Genomic DNA, 15,501 nt, shown 5'->3' on the forward strand with positions numbered 1-15,501 from the left:
CAATGTGAAACCTTTTTCTTGGCGCGCTTGATTTGGTTGGGGCGGCGCTTTTTGGTACATTTCCTCACCTAGCCGTTATACCCAGGCGCAGTGCAACATGACGACCACTCACGCGAACGCCGATCCCGGCGAACTCGAAAAATTCAGCGAACTCGCTCACCGCTGGTGGGATCCGAACAGCGAGTTCAAACCCCTGCACGAAATCAATCCGCTGCGCCTCGACTGGATTCAATCCATCGCGCCGCTGGCGGGCAAGCGTGTTGTCGACATCGGTTGCGGCGGCGGCATCCTCTCAGAAAGCATGGCGCGTGTCGGGGCCAACGTCAAAGGCATCGATCTGTCACGCAAAGCATTGCGGGTTGCCGATCTGCACAGTCTGGAAGCGGGCGTTGCCGTCGATTACGAAGAGATCGCAGCAGAAGCGCTCGCAGCACGTGAACCCGGCAGCTACGACGTCGTGACTTGCATGGAGATGCTCGAACATGTGCCCGATCCGGCGTCGGTTGTGCGCGCTTGCGCGACCTTGGTGAAGCCTGGCGGCCACGTGTTCTTCTCGACCATCCATCGCAACGCCAAGGCATATCTGCTAGCAGTGATTGGCGCGGAATACGTGTTGAACATGCTGCCGCGCGGCACACACGACTACGCCAAGTTCATCCGCCCGTCGGAGCTTGCCTCGTTCACGCGTCTGGCGGGTTTGCAGCCGGAGCAGATGCGCGGCCTGGAATACAACCCGATCACCGGGCGCTACGCCCTGACGCAAGACACCAGCGTCAACTATCTGATGGCCACGCGCCGTCCGGGCAACGCATGACGGCGGGCAAATTCCCAGCTCCGCTGGGCGCGGTGCTGTTCGACCTGGACGGCACACTGGCCGACACTGCGCCAGACCTGGCGGCTGCGGCCAACAAGGTGCGCACCGACCGCGGCCTGGATCCGCTGGCCTATGAAGCGCTACGCCCCGTCGCTTCACACGGTGCGCGCGGGCTGCTTGGCGTGGCCTTCGGCATCGGGCCGGAGGATGCCGAATTCGAGTCGCTGCGATTGGCGTTCCTCGCCAACTACGAAGCGGAAATCTGCGTGCGCACAGCGCTATTCCCGGGCATGGCCGATGTGCTGGCCGAACTTGGCCGCGCGGGTATCCCCTGGGGCATCGTCACCAACAAATCCGGCCGGCTGACCGTGCCACTGGTGGCCCAGTTGACGTTTCCGGTGCCGCCGGCCTGCGTGGTGGCAGGCGATACGACACCGCACGCCAAGCCCCACCCCGCCCCGCTGCTGCACGCGGCAGAATCCATTGGCGTGGATGCGCGGCAGATCGTCTACGTGGGCGACGATGTACGCGACATCGAGGCCGGCCGCGCCGCCGGCATGCCCACCGTTGCTGCTAGTTACGGCTATTGTGGTAATGGGCCGCCGCCCACGGAATGGCGCGCGGATGCGTTGATCGCCCACGCCGCCGAGCTGATTCCGCTGTTGCTCGCATCACAACGCGCTTGAGACAGCGCCCGGGCCGACGCCCGGCACCTTCCAGGACCGCCGCCTTCCGCACGGAACGCGGCGGTCGACCGACTGACGAAGTACGCCACACCGTGGCTGGACCGACACCAGCATGAGCACCTCCCCCGACTCACGTCCCGACCTGCAATCAAAGCCAAACGGCTGGCGCGCACGGCTTGATCGTGTGCGCGGCACAGCCGGCTGGCAACGCGCCGCACAGGTGGGCACGTCGCGACGCACCAAGCGGATCGGGCTGGGCGTATTGATCTTCCTGGTGGTATTCGGCCTGCTGGGTGCACTGGGCGGGCCGCCCCTGCTGCACCACTTGGCTGAGACGCAGTTGAGCAAGGTTCTGGAACGGCCAGTGACGGTCGGCAAGATCAGCATCAACCCGTACACACTGCGGCTCGATGTCGACCAACTCCACATCGCCGAACGCGACGGCAAGACGCCCTTCGTCGACGTCGGCCACCTCCACGTGAATGCTTCGTGGAGTTCAATCTTCCGACGCGCACCCGTGATTGAAGAATTGCGCATCGATGCGCTGCGCGTGCATATCGTGCGCACCGCCGAGCAGCGCTTCAACTTCTCCGACATCGTCGACAGGCTCTCTGCACCGGAGAACCCGCCCAAGCCCAAGTCGACCGAACCGGCGCGCTTCGTATTTGCCAACCTGCAGTTGACCAATGGCGCGATCGAGTTTGTCGATCAACCGCTGAGCTCACAGCACAAGGTCGACAACCTGCAGATCGGCGTGCCCTTCCTGGCGAGCCTGCCGGCTGACGTGAATATCTTCGTGCAACCTCTGCTGGCCGCGCGCATTGACGGCGCCCCGCTCCATTTTGCGGGTCAGACCAAACCGTTTGCCGATTCGCTGGAATCGAACCTGAACATCAAGCTCGATGGCCTGGAACTGCCCCGCTACCTCAGCTACGTACCCGGCCCGCTGCCGGTGGCCGTGCCACAGGGCAAGCTGACGACCGACCTGACGATCGACTTCCAGAAGCCGAAGACCGGCGCACCGGTGCTGCGCGTGCATGGGACGGCCGGACTGGACAACCTAGAGGTGACCGACGCCAAAAAAGCGCCGCTGGTGGCCGCCAAGCAGGTTCGCGCGACGCTGGCCGACGTGCGCCCGCTGGACAACGTATTCCACCTGGACGCCCTGACGCTCGACGGCGTACGTGTCGATGCCGTGCGCGCCGCCGATGGCTCGATCAACTTCGCACAACTGGGCGGCAAGCCGGCACCAACGGAGGCCAAGCCAGCCGCACCGGAGCCCACCACCAAACCGAAGCCGCTGGACGTCGTCGTCAGCAAACTGCAGTTGGCCAACAGCACCGTGCACTGGCGCGATGCCACCACGCAGCCGGCGGCGGACCTCACGCTGGAAGACCTTCACGGCAACGTAGCCGTGCGCACGCTGGGTGGCCCGATCACGTTTGACGTGGGGACCAAGCTGTCGCAAGGCGGCACGCTCAACGTCAAGGGCAACACATCGCTGGAGAAGAACAATGGCGAGCTGGAGCTGAAGCTCGACAGCGTGAAGCTGGCCGGCATCGGGCCTTATCTGCGTCAGGCAGGTGCCCCGCAACTGCAAAACGGCGCACTGTCTGCCGACGGCAAGGTCGCGCTCGACTTCGGCGCCGGCAAGTTCAACATACGCGCCGAACCGCTGACGGCCAGCCTGACAGACCTGGCGATGGCTTCGCCTACGGGCAAGGACACGGCCCTGCGCGCCAAGCTGCTGCGTGCCGACGTAAAGAGCTTCGACTTGGGCACCCGGACGATCGCACTGAATGAAGTGCGTGGGGATGGCCTGCAACTCGATGCGCTGCGCAAGAAGGACGGCACGACCACGCTAACGTTGCTCGACAGCTCACAGCCTGCCGCGGCCAAACCCGCTGCCGCACCAGCCAAGTCCAAAGCGAACGCTCCGGCCGAGAAACCCTGGGCTGTGACCGTGCAGACGTTCAAGCTGGACAACAGCGCCGTCGGCTTCGAGGACCAGACCAACGCGCATCCGGTTAAGGTGCGCGTCGAACCGCTGAACGTGGTGGTGCAAAACGCATCGACCGATCTGGGCAAGCCGATCAACGTGCAGATTGGCGCCGGGCTCGGCACCAAAGGCAAGCTGGATGTGCGCGGCGACGTTGTGCCGCAACCGCTCAAGGCCGACCTGCGCGTGAACACGCAGAACCTGTCGCTGGCGGGCTTCGACCCGTACCTCGACAAGGCACTGAACGCCGCCATCACCAGCGCGCTGCTGACGATGGACGGCCGCCTGGTGCTCAACCAGGGCAAGGCGCTGACGGTCAGCTACCAAGGCAATGCGACGCTGGGCAACGTGCGCCTGCAGGACCGCGTGACCTCTGACGACTTCCTGCGCTGGCGCTCGCTGGCACTCAACCGCATCCAGGCCAACTACGACGGCAACACGCCGCGCGTGCGCGTGGGCGCAGTGGCGTTGTCGACGTTCTATGCACGGGTCATCATCAACCCGAACGGCCGCCTGAACCTGCAAGACATCCGCGTGCAGTCGGATGAGGAGCGCCGCTCGCTCACGCAAGCGCAGCCGGCCCCGGCTTCGGCCCCTGCTGCCCCCGTCGCCAGTGCACCGGTGGCCGAAGCTGCCGCCTCAGCACCGGCGGCCGCACCCGCATCGGCAGTTGTAGCCACGGCACCCAAGGCCAGCAGCGCCGACTTGCGCATCGATGCCATCACACTGCAAGACGGCAACATTCGCTTTACCGACAACTTCGTCAAACCCAACTACACCGCCAATCTGACGGCTATTGGCGGCTCGGTGGGCACGATCAGCACGGCCGCCAACCAGACGCCGGCCGACGTGACGTTGCGCGGCAGCGTCGACGGCACGGCGCCGGTGGACATCCACGGCAAGATCAACCCGCTCGCGCCCACGGCGTTTGTGGACCTGTCGGCCAAGGCTGATGGCGTAGAGCTGACCAACCTGACGCCCTACTCCGCCAAGTACGCCGGCTACCCGATCATCAAGGGCAAGCTGACGATGGACCTGCACTACCTGCTGGACCAGAAGAAGCTGACCGCCGACAACCATATCTTCATCGACCAGCTCACTTTCGGCGATCGCGTGGAGAGCAAGGATGCGACCAACCTGCCTGTGCGGCTGGCGGTGGCACTGCTCAAGAACTCGCGTGGTGAGATCGATGTGCACTTGCCGGTATCGGGCTCGCTCGATGATCCGCAGTTCAGCGTCGGCGGCATCGTCATACGTGCGCTGGTCAACCTGATCGTGCGTGCGGTGACAGCGCCGTTCTCGCTGCTCGCCAGCGCCTTTGGCGGCAGCGGCGGTGAGGAGCTCGGCTACATCGAATTCGATCCGGGTACGGCAGCCATCAGCCAGGCATCGGTCGCAAAGATGGACAAGCTGGCCACCGCGCTCAAGGACCGCCCGGCATTGAAGGTGGATATCATCGGTCGCGTCGATCCGGAATTCGACCGCGACGGCCTGCGCCGCGAAGCTGTGAACCGCCAGATCCGTGAGCAGAAGCTCAAGGACGCCGGTGACGCCGCCGAGGCCGACACCACCGTCAAACCCGAAGAAGAGAACAAGTACCTGGAGCGCGCCTACAAGGCCTCCAAGTTCCCGAAGCCGCGCAACATGATCGGCCTGGCGAAATCGCTGCCGCCGGAAGAAATGCGCAAGCTGATGGAGACCAACGTGCAAGTGACCGATGCGGACCTGCGTGAACTTGCCCAGCGCCGCGCCAACGCCGTGCATGTGGCGCTGGCCGAACGTGTGGATCCGGGGCGTCTTTTTGTGGTGGCGCCCAAGCTCAGCGCCGAGGGTATCAAGGACAAGGGTAAGACGACGCGGGTTGATTTCGCGCTGAAGTAGCCCATCTATGGGATAATCGATCTTCTTCTCTGGGGCCGACCTGGTTTCGACGTGGGTTGCGAAGCAGTGGAGGGCATACCGAGGACCCGTCACCTCGTTAATCAATGGGAATGCAATAACTGCAAACGCACCACCCCCCTGAAGCGTCCATACTCTGAAAGTAAGCCGCTTGTTTGTAGCTACCACCGCATAGATGAATGTATGGAAGTTTCCATAGACTTCCATACATAACATGGGTAGCCGCGGCGCGCCTCGTGGACGACCACAACGCCAATCATTCGCTAGTCCGGTTACCTCAATCGTGAGGTCAACTCTAGGACTCTGTCTGCCGACCAATCAATTTGGCCACCCAAAAGTTGGCAGCAGCGCGGCGACAAAGCGATTTTTACCGTCCTTGCCAGAGCCAGAACATTGCGTTATGCCCCGTCCTAACTGTTAGGAGGCCGGCAGACCTATGGGGCCAGCGACAACGATGGTCCTTTTTGGCTTTTTTCTATATAAGGCAAGCCCCGAAGGGGCGTGTCAGTACCCCGTAGGGCCGTCCACAGCCTCGTGCAGTGGGTGGCGAACCTGTCCACACGGGGTACGTCGTTTCGGTCTGGCAGCAGAACTTCCGAGGCCGAACAGCCTTTTCCGGTGCAGCAGCCGGTTGGCACGCGTGAGGGGCTCCCGCAGCAGGCTTGCGAGCTCGGACATCGGGACTATGCCCGCCCCAGCAATGTCGAATACGCTGGGCCACATACTGCCTTTGATGGCTCGAAAGCGGACTCAACACAAAATCTTGCGCTGGATGGAAATAGTAGAGGTTTGGCGTGTTCCGTCTCACTCACACTGAGGTCGGCGCCGCTTACTTGCCGCTAGCGCTAACGACTGAGTAATTCAGAAGGGTCTACATCGAGCCCGAGAGCAAGCTTCTGCAGATTGTCGAGCGTAATGTTGGTCGCGGCCCGTTCAATATGGCTCACGTAGGTCCGATGGAATCCGCATTGGACGCTGAGCAATTCCTGGGAGATGCCTTTTGCCAAACGCAGGTTCCGGACATGTTCTGCCAGCCTGCGCCTCAGGTAGGGGTCAATGTCTTTGCTATCTGTGTCGGTCATGGCCCGGAGGTTGGCGCAACATGACCTATCCGTCTACTTCGCAAACATATACTATCTAAACGTATACTGCGTAAACGTATATAATGACGTCCTTCGCGGCACGGACACGTCTTCCAGGAGCTGTCGCATATCGACACTCTCTTGCGGACAAGCGCCTCCCTCGATAAGGCTGAACGAAGGAGCTCTTCAACAATGGTCCACAGTGCCCATCATGGCGACAAGTCGCTCAACTGTTCGCCGGTGCAAAAGCCACGACTGGCTGCCGAGCAGAGCCGCCTGTTTTCGCGGTACCCATTGTTTTTTCGCGCGACGCGGAATCCAAAGGCATACCCGTCAAACATTGCACACTTCGGCATTCAGTGTGGTCGCGGCTGGTATCCAATCATCGAAGCTTCCGCACGAGAGATTGAGCACGAGTTACGCACGATGTGGTGCGACCAGGTGCAGAACCCGGAGAGTCTCTCCGCTATGGACGAAGTGCTACTTTCGGATAGAAGCGTCTATGTTGATTTGCACGGAATCCTGACCCACCCGAGGTAGGTTTTTGCATCGAATGTTGACCCACGTATAGAACACTGTCCCGCTCGGCAACGAGCGGGAGATCGGAGTGATCGACGTGGCCATACTGAGCATCATTCGACGCTGGCATCTTCGCGACCAGATCCCGCTGCGCGAGATCGCCAGACGCCTGGGCATCTCCAGGAACACGGTCAGGCGCTATCTGCGCGCTGACACCACGGCACCGGCCTATCCTGCACGGCAGAGTCCGAGCAAGCTCGACGGCCATGCCGCCAAGCTCTCCGCTTGGCTCAAGACCGAGGCCAACAAGCCACGCAAGCAACGGCGCACACTCAAGCAGATCCACACTGATCTGTGTGCCTTGGGCTTCACCGGCTCCTACGATCGCGTTGCCGCATTCGCTCGCCGCTGGCGCCAGGAGCAACAGGAGCAAGCCCGCACGTCGGGGCGAGGCACCTTTATCCCACTGCGCTTCGCAGAGGGTGAGGCCTTCCAGTTCGACTGGAGCGAGGACTGGGCGGTCATCGCCGGCGAGCGCACCAAGCTGCAAGTGGCTCAGTTCAAGCTCAGCCACAGCCGCGCATTCTTCCTGCGCGCGTATCTGCTGCAGACCCACGAGATGCTGTTCGATGCCCATCACCACGCCTTTGTGGCCTGGGGCGGTATCCCGCGTCGCGGCATCTACGACAACATGAAGACCGCCGTGGATCGCGTGCGCCTGGGCAAGTTGCGTGACGTCAACTTGCGCTTCAGCACCATGGTCAGCCACTACCTGTTCGACGCCGAGTTCTGTAACCCGGCCTCGGGCTGGGAGAAGGGGCAGATAGAGAAGAACGTGCAGGACAGCCGTCACCGCATCTGGCAACGCATCCCTGCATTCGGCTCTCTGGCGGCACTTAATGACTGGCTGGCCGACCAGTGCGTACGGCTGTGGCAGCAGACCCGCCATCCTGAGCTGGACATGACCCTCTGGGAGGCCTGGTCGCTGGAGCGGCCACACCTGATGCCCGTGGGGCAGCCGTTCGATGGCTTTGTGGAGCACACCAAGCGCGTCTCACCAACCTGCCTGGTGACCTTCGAGCGCAACCGCTACAGCGTACCGGCGTCGTTTGCCAACCGGCCCATCAGTCTGCGCGTCTATGCCAATCGGCTCGTGTTCGTGGCCGAAGGCCAGGTGATTGCCGAGCACGTGCGGCACATCGACCGTAGCCATCTTCCGGGGCGCACAATCTATGACTGGCACCACTACCTCGCGGTGCTGCAGCGTAAGCCCGGTGCGCTGCGTAACGGCGCACCGTTCGCCGAACTGCCAGAGGGCTTCCGACGCCTGCAATCCACACTGCTCAAACGCCCTGGTGGCGATCGCGAGATGGTCGAGATCCTGGCGCTGGTGCTGTTGCACGACGAACAGGCCGTGCTCACTGCGGTGGAGCTCGCACTGGAGGCGGGTGCCCCGTCCAAGCAAACCATCCTGAACATCCTCAGCCGCCTCCTGGAAGGCGAGCCCGTGGCACCGATCACCTCACCACAGGCACTGGCGCTGCACGTCGAACCGCAGGCCAACGTCGGCCGCTACGACAGCTTGCGAGATCGGGAGGTGCATCATGCAGCATGAAGTCATGTTGGAGATGCTCAAGTCGTTGAAGCTGCACGGCATGGCACAAGCGCTGGGCGACCTGGCGGCGCAGGACTCGCCGGCCTACCAGTCGGCCGTGGCCATCCTGTCGCGTCTGCTCAAGGCCGAGCTCACCGAGCGCGAGGTGCGCTCGCTGGCCTATCAGATGAAGGTGGCGCGCTTCCCAGCCTACCGAGACCTGACCGGCTTCGACTTCAGTTGCAGCGAGGCCAACGAAGCACTGGTGCGGCAGCTTCACCGCTGCGAGTTCCTCGAGTCGGCGCACAACATCGTGCTGGTCGGCGGCCCAGGTACGGGCAAGACCCATCTCGGCACCGCCATCGGCGTGCAGGCCGTGGAGCACCATCACCGTCGAGTGCGCTTCTTCTCGACCGTGGAGCTCGTCAACGCGTTGGAACTGGAGAAGGTCTCAGGCAAGCCGGGACACCTGGCCACGCGACTCATGTATGCCGACCTGGTGATCCTCGATGAGCTGGGCTATCTGCCGTTCAGCCAGACCGGCGGCGCATTGCTGTTCCACCTGATCAGCAAGCTCTACGAGCGCACCAGCCTCGTCATCACCACCAACCTGAGCTTCGGCGAATGGTCCAGCGTCTTCGGGGACGCCAAGATGACCACCGCGCTATTGGATCGCCTCACGCACCACTGCCACATTGTTGAAACCGGCAACGATAGCTATCGTTTCAAGCACAGCACCACCCAGCCCAAGAAGGAGAAACGCACCGCCAAACAACCCGCACAAAGCGACACCTAACAGCCTTTGGGGTGGGTCAGTTTTCGATGCAAATCCTGGGTCAGGATTCGGTGCAAATCAACAGCCTTCCGGCTTGACGAGCGCCCATTCCTCCTCTGTCAGCATCGGCACGTCCATATTGCAGCGCCAACAGAAAATCGTGCGGGGCATTGCTGTTCCTCCTCGAGCTCGACAACGTCCGCCTCTGGCCGAACGTGGACGCTGGCCACGGCATCTAAGGGATAAACGGAAGACTGATTGCAGCGGGGCAGAATCGCGCGTCACCTTGGCTCCCCTCATGCCTCGCATGGCCTTCAATGCGAAGGATGTACTTCTCCTGTAGCCGGAATAGTAGGTCGCACGTCGATTCGCCGTTCAAGCTGTAGAGAAACTCTCCCGGTCTGATTTCGCTGGCTTCGCCGACTGCAGAGTAAATCCGGTAGTTTGGTCCGAACAAACGGAACCAGAAGCGTAAGCGCTTAGCAGGCGTCTGCTCAACAAATGCTTGGTCGAGAACAAGCGCCCGGTTGAACGGTGCCCCGGTTGCGAAGATATTGCTGATAGTGGCGTATGCCTGAGGCATGGCGCTCCAGGCTGGTTGGTCAGCCTCCTCCGCATGCGCCGTCACAGAGAGAACGGCTACAAGCAAGAACGCGAATATTCGAGGCAAATCGTCTCCCCATCGCCGGAGTCTCTGCGTCAACGTGGAGATGTTTCGGACTTCCTCCTGACGTTGCCTACCCACGACGAAAAAATCTCCTGCCACTGTCACAATCGACCATGCTCCTCAAATCTCGTGAGCGCTACTCTATCGACACGGCGTTTGACGGCTCAGGCAGCCCGAAGTCGTTGGAGTTGGGTTGCATCAACCCGATAAAGTGAGCACATCCTCCAGGTGAGAATGACACTTCAAGGTAGCGCTGCGCGCCTTGTACTTTGTAGCGCATCGAATGGAAGTAGCCAATGCGGCTGGTTGCCGTCTCGAACGCGCCCCCATATCCGGCGTCCACAACCTGCGGCGGAACGTGAGATGTATGCTCGCCGGGCCCGAAGTTGCGCTCAACCTCTCGGCGCGACAGGCACAGTAGCCTCATGTCCGGCACGAAGGACCAACGTGTCTCGGAGCCACCGCGACGGACACGATAGGTTGTTACCTGAATACTTTCACGAAGCGGGAGCTCACTGGGGTAGCTGAACTGCATCGGGCGCGCCAAAGGTCGGCGGTATTTCGCGTCGAGGGACAGCTGAGATTCAACTTTCTCGTAATCGTTCAGGTCGATGTTTTTTGCTACTTCGCGAATCTTTCGCCAAAAGCTGGTCGCTTGAGGCGACATGTCGAGGCTCTCCACAATGGACTCGCTACCACGCACCGTTATCGTCGGGTCCGCACCTGCCACAGGCTGAGGTAGGCCGTCAGCATAGACGCTCCGAGCAACCCCGACCAATAGCGTCAATGCAACTCTCGCATACAACGGAAACTTCATCTCGTCTCTCGCGTGCTTACAGTTGATGCCGATGGCGCATGAGCGTCAGGCCCCTGCCTTTGTGGATTCGCCAACAATCGCATCACTGTTCGACTATTCTGCCACTCGAAATACATACCTCCAGCAAAAGAAGCCGCCAAGAAAGTACCGAACGCCAAGGCAGTTGTCGTCATTTGGAAGACGGGTCGCCCCACCAAGAGCAGCCATAGCAGGGCAAGGCTAGCCAGACACAGCAGGCTCAGATAGACAAGGCCAGCCAGTGGCGAGATGGACATCGCGACCTTGTTGCGGTCGTCGAATCGCCAGGCTTGCAATGTCTCCCAATTTCCCGGCTCGCCCAGGACTACGGTAATACGCATTCCCGGCAGTACATCATGGAGTCCCGGAATTCTGACCCAGCGCTGGCGAACATCTCCCGCAACAAAGTCGAACTCAGTGAACACGCCTTGGCGCGATGATTCGCGGCGCAACGACGAAACCTCGTCGAGCGTCATCGAGATGGTCTGATACGTGTATCGCACAGTGCAAGGAAATAGTGATGGGCGCCGGCGTCAATGCGGCGTTATAGCGACGGAGAATCATCTCAAAAATCGCCCGTGCTCGCTCCTCCGCCATCCCGTTGTGGAAATCCTGCGAGAGCGGTGGTCCAAGACTGCGAGCCTGACCAGCGGCCTGTCGTTTCCGGGATGGAGAAAGGTCTGCGACTCCGGCTCAACAAAAGCAAACAAGAACCTAGCGCCTCAAATAATCAGTGAGCATTCGCTCAGCAAATGCCTCAGATTCTTCATCCGAGAACCACAATGCATGCCGCTGAAGCGCTGACAAGAACATCTCCTTGTTCAGGGGAACGCCCCGCACATGCCACCAGTAGACCTTCCCAAGCACGGCGCTTCCGTCGTCTGGCGTGCCCAAACTGTCGAAGAAGGCCCGGCCGGCCTCGGACGAATTTCGATAGTAGGCGATGGAACGAATTAGGCCGTTCAGCCCAAAGTGCATTTGCCACAGGTCTGCTTCTGCTAGCTCTCGAATCTCACGCTTGGTAGCCTCATCTAGCGTGGCATCCAACGCCTGCAGCAGCTCCAAAATTCCCGCAATTCCCATCGAGTTCTCCCCGTCATTTCTTGTCCCGCTCGTACCGGTATCTAGAGCTCGTGAACCGACGTTCAGAGTTGTGGTTGGTGGTGCGTGAGTCACGGTTGGCGCGGTACATGCCGATAGAGGCCGCGCGCGTCCGACGGCAGGACCTTCGCGCGCATCGCCTCGCAGCACGCGCCTATGCGTACAAAATTGTCGCGCGCTTCCCGCAAGGTCAGCCCGTGGTTGGCACCCGACCGTAGGTCCAGCGACTCCAGCCCAAAGCCGTCGTCCTCCCAAAAGCACACGGGACAAATCTCCCAATCCCCTTTCGCGCCGAGGGTGAAGTGGTCGCAGCACTCGCATTGAGCATCGAAGTTCATTGTGGTGTTGTTATCCATTTTCGGCAGGCCGTCGAGTGGCCGCTTCTGGCCGAGAGCGGACCGCTGGCACCACAAAGGCAACCACCCATAACTGACCTAGTGCGGTATTTCGCGTGCCTTCTCAACTCTCGCTACAGCGGCTTCCGCCGTACCCCTAAGGGGACCCTTTTGCCGAGCCGCCGAGCGATACCAAAAAAGGGCAGCTGCTTTGTCTCGTTTGAAACCCATCCCCCCCAGTTCGTAGCCCATACCGACCGCAAGTTGAGCGGAGACGTCCCCTTCTTCAGCGTCCTTCAGGTAGTGCTTTGTAGACCGTTGGTACCACTCTTCTGCGAGTGCAGAATCTTGGTCGACGCCTTGCCCAAATTCGTACGCATTGCCAAGGCGCTCTTCAGCAAGCGCGTAGCCCAGTTCGGCGGCTCTGCGATGCCAAGCAGTCGCCTCAACTGCATCCTTTCGCACGCCGAATAGGCCGTTTCTATAGTATTCAGCGATGGCTTCCATGCTACGAACATGCCCTTGGTCTGCAGCCTTTTTCATCAGCGTGAGCCCTCGAGGAACGTCGCGAGGAAAACTGCTGGTGCTGAGGGGCCCCTGAACGTACCTCTGCCCCAAGCGATACTCTGCCTCCGCATCGCCCTGCGCAGCGGCCTTTTGATACCAGGCAACAGCCTGCGCTTCGCTCTTGACCACTTCGCGACCGTTCTCATAGAGAATGCCCATACCAGTTTGAGCGGCGGCATTTCCTTCCTCCGCTAACGGCCGCCAAAGCGCCATGGCGGTGGAATAGTCTCCATGCTTAAAGGCAGTGGCGGCGTCCTCCAGCGGACCAGCGAAGGCGCCGCTAGTTATCCACAAGAGCACCAGGAAAAGTACATTTGAGAGATTGAAGCGCTGCCCGGTCGAATATTCCATTTCGGTCTTTTCTAAATCCGCACAGAAAGTGTTGCAAGGGGTGTCCGCTATTGGCCGGAAAGCGACGGTCGGCCTTCATTGGCGTGAAGGCGCATTGCCACACCTATCCGCCAGAGCCTGTGCAGGTGCTTTCAATGGCAGCCCCAAGGGCTGCGGCGCTGACGACTCGCCGCTCGGCGCTTTGAGTCGCAACTCTCCGTCAGAAGTAATTTCGTACGTTATTGCTGTCCCGAAAGAGGATGCTTGACGCCATACACGAGGAATCAAGACATCGTCGTGGTCTCGTAGTCGAAGCTTCTCTTGGCTGAAATGAAGTCCGCCAAACCAAACCGTCGAACCGACGCGAATCATCATGGTGGGCGTCTGGTTGACGACGCTCGACTTGATTAAGGTCGATTCCCCGGGGTTGGCACGATAGCCATCATGTTCTTCTATGACCGCCACACCGCAACTAGTGCTATTCAGAATGTAAACGCGGTCGCCGGTATATCGACTGCCGATAGTGATGAGTATGGCCGGTACCGCAAGTACAAAAAGCAGAAGTGCCACAATGCGGGCAAAGCGAACAATGATGTGCATTCACGTCCTGACAAATATGCAATTCGGCAAACCTTAGCGGGCTAACTGAACCTTCCCTATCCCTAGAATGGGCAGTCAATATCCGCAATGCTGGGTGTCAGCCTGACTGAGCCGCTTTGGGCCGGAAGTCGCTGGCCGGGACACCATCTGTCGAAGGCGGCTGCCTCGGTGGGCTTAAGACGTTTGACCGTCATTGGCCGGAAGGGTTGGCCGATGCCCGTCCGCCAACCGCTCCAAGATTTGGGCGTAGATTTCTCCGGGAGGAAGGTTTGCCTCCCCTATCAACATCATGTAGCGATTTCCAAAAGTGAATCGCCTCGTCAAATTCAACCGAACAACGGGCTGACCGAACGCACCCGCCTGCCCAATCGCCGCGCGAGCGGGAGCAAGGTCCACCAGCTCCGCGCTTTGCACCATAGCCCACGGTATCTCGGACAACTGCCGTGAGAAGCCAAAACGTGGCACCAAGATTCCATCGTCGCGAATGATGCAGGCTGGTAGTCCATTTGCCAGCCTGACAACCGCCCCCACAACAAAGAAGCACAACAGGATGCCGAACATGCAGGCCGACACGCGGACAATGAATGGCAGGGAATGGACGAAAAACACGAGGATGAACATCGCTCCCATCGCCGCGCTTCCCATGGACAGCTTGGCCCAAGCCCATTTCGACCTTCGGACTACGATTTCCTTCGTCATGTGCCCTCGCGCAACCGGTCCATTTGTCGGAGACTTGCGTTAGATTGCCGAACATCCACCGCTGGCCGGAAACGGCCACCGGCAGTCGGCCGCAGCTGACCCAACGCTGTCACTGAGGCCTTTGCCGCGTCGCAGTGGTAATCGCGTCCTCAAATACGTCTACCGCGACCACCTGGCCGGTGTACGCATTCACCTTTGCTTGGGTCAGTACGATTGCGTCCTGGGGTCGTTGACGGGCAAGGTAAAGCTCGAAGACAACAACATCGCCCTCCCAAAACGTCCCGAGTGTGAGGTTTTCGGGGCGCGGGAATGGCGGGAACGCCTTTAGACGCTCGCGCGTTGCAGTTCTAGCAATTTCCTGCAGTTCACCAAGCGGAACCCTTTTAGGCCAATTCATTGCATCTCCCTGCTCGGACGGCGGCTTCTGGCCGAAGACGGACGTTGGCGCCCTCTAGCGAGTAAAGCGCGCCATCAAGACATCATCAATATATGACCCATCAGGCAGTCGTATACGCCTCTCGAATCGCCCCTCTTCAACGAACCCGAAGCGCTTGTACAGCTCAAGGGCTCGAGCGTTTGTAGCACGTACGCGAAGTTCAATTTTTTCGACGCGGGGATTGTTTTCCGCCCATCCCATCAACTCGACCATGAGAGCGGTGCCAATCCCATGCTCCAGATAACCGGGATGGACGACTATCGTGAGACTAAAGACGTGAGCCTGCGCAATGAGCACCATCGGCTCCAGCAGTGCGTGTCCAATGAGAACTCCCTGGCGCTCGGCAACAAGGTACATCCCTTCTTGCTCTAGGAATTCGATTTTTTGCTCGAATGCGTCAACCTGCAGTTCGTGAGGCTGTGACACAAGCAGGCCCGGCGTCAGCGCGGTGGCTTTCTCTGCAGCACACAATGCCGCAGCATCGCCTTTGCCTGCCCTTCGAATCGTGGCACGTGTTGTCATAGCAACCTATGGTTCATTGTCTCTACGCTCAGCCAGGATGT

14 protein-coding genes and 1 other RNA gene are annotated in these 15,501 nt (G+C 60.3%); 6 read left to right on the forward strand and 9 right to left on the reverse strand.

Annotated elements, in window-relative coordinates:
* Positions 1–97 precede the first annotated feature (97 nt).
* The 4 genes from ubiG to ssrA all read left to right on the forward strand — a co-directional run bounded on the left by ubiG (position 98) and on the right by ssrA (position 5,648).
* Entirely contained in the window at positions 98–814 is a 717-nt protein-coding gene (gene ubiG, locus V6657_RS11620) for a bifunctional 2-polyprenyl-6-hydroxyphenol methylase/3-demethylubiquinol 3-O-methyltransferase UbiG (protein WP_048931652.1), read from the forward strand.
* Complete coding sequence (locus V6657_RS11625; RefSeq protein WP_048931651.1) at positions 811–1,500, forward strand: HAD-IA family hydrolase; 690 nt, start codon at positions 811–813, stop codon at positions 1,498–1,500. Before ubiG ends, V6657_RS11625 begins: the two co-directional genes overlap by 4 nt.
* A 112-nt stretch (positions 1,501–1,612) precedes the next feature.
* Positions 1,613–5,380, forward strand: a complete 3,768-nt coding sequence (locus V6657_RS11630) for a DUF748 domain-containing protein (RefSeq protein ID WP_048931650.1) — start codon at positions 1,613–1,615, stop codon at positions 5,378–5,380.
* A gap of 31 nt (positions 5,381–5,411) precedes the next feature.
* Positions 5,412–5,648, forward strand: a transfer-messenger RNA (tmRNA) gene (gene ssrA / locus V6657_RS11635).
* A 595-nt stretch (positions 5,649–6,243) separates the two neighbouring features.
* Here the strand turns inward: ssrA and V6657_RS11640 are convergent.
* Entirely contained in the window at positions 6,244–6,480 is a 237-nt protein-coding gene (locus tag V6657_RS11640; protein ID WP_048931649.1) for a helix-turn-helix transcriptional regulator, read from the reverse strand.
* 607 nt (positions 6,481–7,087) lie between these two features.
* Here V6657_RS11640 and istA point away from each other — a divergent pair.
* A complete protein-coding gene (istA, locus tag V6657_RS11645) occupies positions 7,088–8,614 on the forward strand; it encodes an IS21 family transposase (protein ID WP_012760797.1) in 1,527 nt (508 codons plus the stop codon).
* Positions 8,604–9,389, forward strand: a complete 786-nt coding sequence (istB, locus tag V6657_RS11650) for an IS21-like element helper ATPase IstB (protein WP_004630242.1) — start codon at positions 8,604–8,606, stop codon at positions 9,387–9,389. Before istA ends, istB begins: the two co-directional genes overlap by 11 nt.
* A 782-nt stretch (positions 9,390–10,171) precedes the next feature.
* Here istB and V6657_RS11655 read toward each other — a convergent pair.
* The 8 genes from V6657_RS11655 to V6657_RS11690 all read right to left on the reverse strand — a co-directional run bounded on the left by V6657_RS11655 (position 10,172) and on the right by V6657_RS11690 (position 15,460).
* The gene (locus tag V6657_RS11655) at positions 10,172–10,702 is read right to left on the reverse strand and encodes a hypothetical protein (RefSeq protein ID WP_338752350.1); all 531 of its coding nucleotides are present in this window, start codon (positions 10,700–10,702) and stop codon (positions 10,172–10,174) included.
* A 146-nt stretch (positions 10,703–10,848) separates the two neighbouring features.
* On the reverse strand, positions 10,849–11,346 hold the full coding sequence (locus V6657_RS11660) for a hypothetical protein (protein ID WP_048933482.1): 498 nt from the start codon (positions 11,344–11,346) through the stop codon (positions 10,849–10,851).
* Between the two features lie 238 nt (positions 11,347–11,584).
* Entirely contained in the window at positions 11,585–11,953 is a 369-nt protein-coding gene (locus tag V6657_RS11665) for a hypothetical protein (protein ID WP_048933483.1), read from the reverse strand.
* Between the two features lie 89 nt (positions 11,954–12,042).
* A complete protein-coding gene (locus V6657_RS11670; RefSeq protein WP_248694647.1) occupies positions 12,043–12,327 on the reverse strand; it encodes a CPCC family cysteine-rich protein in 285 nt (94 codons plus the stop codon).
* 78 nt (positions 12,328–12,405) lie between these two features.
* Positions 12,406–13,224 (reverse strand): tetratricopeptide repeat protein, encoded by an 819-nt coding sequence (locus V6657_RS11675; protein WP_048933484.1) that lies wholly within the window; start codon positions 13,222–13,224, stop codon positions 12,406–12,408.
* A 75-nt stretch (positions 13,225–13,299) separates the two neighbouring features.
* Positions 13,300–13,803, reverse strand: coding sequence for a hypothetical protein (locus tag V6657_RS11680; protein WP_137884832.1), 504 nt, complete (start codon positions 13,801–13,803; stop codon positions 13,300–13,302).
* Positions 13,804–13,977: 174 nt separating this feature from the next.
* Positions 13,978–14,502, reverse strand: coding sequence for a hypothetical protein (locus tag V6657_RS11685; protein ID WP_048933485.1), 525 nt, complete (start codon positions 14,500–14,502; stop codon positions 13,978–13,980).
* 451 nt (positions 14,503–14,953) lie between these two features.
* The gene (locus V6657_RS11690; protein WP_048933487.1) at positions 14,954–15,460 is read right to left on the reverse strand and encodes a GNAT family N-acetyltransferase; all 507 of its coding nucleotides are present in this window, start codon (positions 15,458–15,460) and stop codon (positions 14,954–14,956) included.
* Between the last annotated feature and the right edge of the window lie 41 nt (positions 15,461–15,501).

This window comes from Ralstonia sp. RRA (assembly GCF_037023145.1).
Taxonomy (GTDB): domain Bacteria; phylum Pseudomonadota; class Gammaproteobacteria; order Burkholderiales; family Burkholderiaceae; genus Ralstonia.

Coding starts and splice junctions, on each gene's coding strand:
- ubiG (WP_048931652.1), top strand. CDS start 98: ATGACGACCACTCACGCGAACGCCGATCCCGGCGAACTCGAAAAATTC.
- V6657_RS11625 (WP_048931651.1), top strand. CDS start 811: ATGACGGCGGGCAAATTCCCAGCTCCGCTGGGCGCGGTGCTGTTCGAC.
- V6657_RS11630 (WP_048931650.1), top strand. CDS start 1,613: ATGAGCACCTCCCCCGACTCACGTCCCGACCTGCAATCAAAGCCAAAC.
- V6657_RS11640 (WP_048931649.1), bottom strand. CDS start 6,480: ATGACCGACACAGATAGCAAAGACATTGACCCCTACCTGAGGCGCAGG.
- istB (WP_004630242.1), top strand. CDS start 8,604: ATGCAGCATGAAGTCATGTTGGAGATGCTCAAGTCGTTGAAGCTGCAC.
- V6657_RS11655 (WP_338752350.1), bottom strand. CDS start 10,702: ATGTCGCCTCAAGCGACCAGCTTTTGGCGAAAGATTCGCGAAGTAGCA.
- V6657_RS11660 (WP_048933482.1), bottom strand. CDS start 11,346: ATGACGCTCGACGAGGTTTCGTCGTTGCGCCGCGAATCATCGCGCCAA.
- V6657_RS11665 (WP_048933483.1), bottom strand. CDS start 11,953: ATGGGAATTGCGGGAATTTTGGAGCTGCTGCAGGCGTTGGATGCCACG.
- V6657_RS11670 (WP_248694647.1), bottom strand. CDS start 12,327: ATGGATAACAACACCACAATGAACTTCGATGCTCAATGCGAGTGCTGC.
- V6657_RS11675 (WP_048933484.1), bottom strand. CDS start 13,224: ATGGAATATTCGACCGGGCAGCGCTTCAATCTCTCAAATGTACTTTTC.
- V6657_RS11680 (WP_137884832.1), bottom strand. CDS start 13,803: ATGCACATCATTGTTCGCTTTGCCCGCATTGTGGCACTTCTGCTTTTT.
- V6657_RS11685 (WP_048933485.1), bottom strand. CDS start 14,502: ATGACGAAGGAAATCGTAGTCCGAAGGTCGAAATGGGCTTGGGCCAAG.
- V6657_RS11690 (WP_048933487.1), bottom strand. CDS start 15,460: ATGACAACACGTGCCACGATTCGAAGGGCAGGCAAAGGCGATGCTGCG.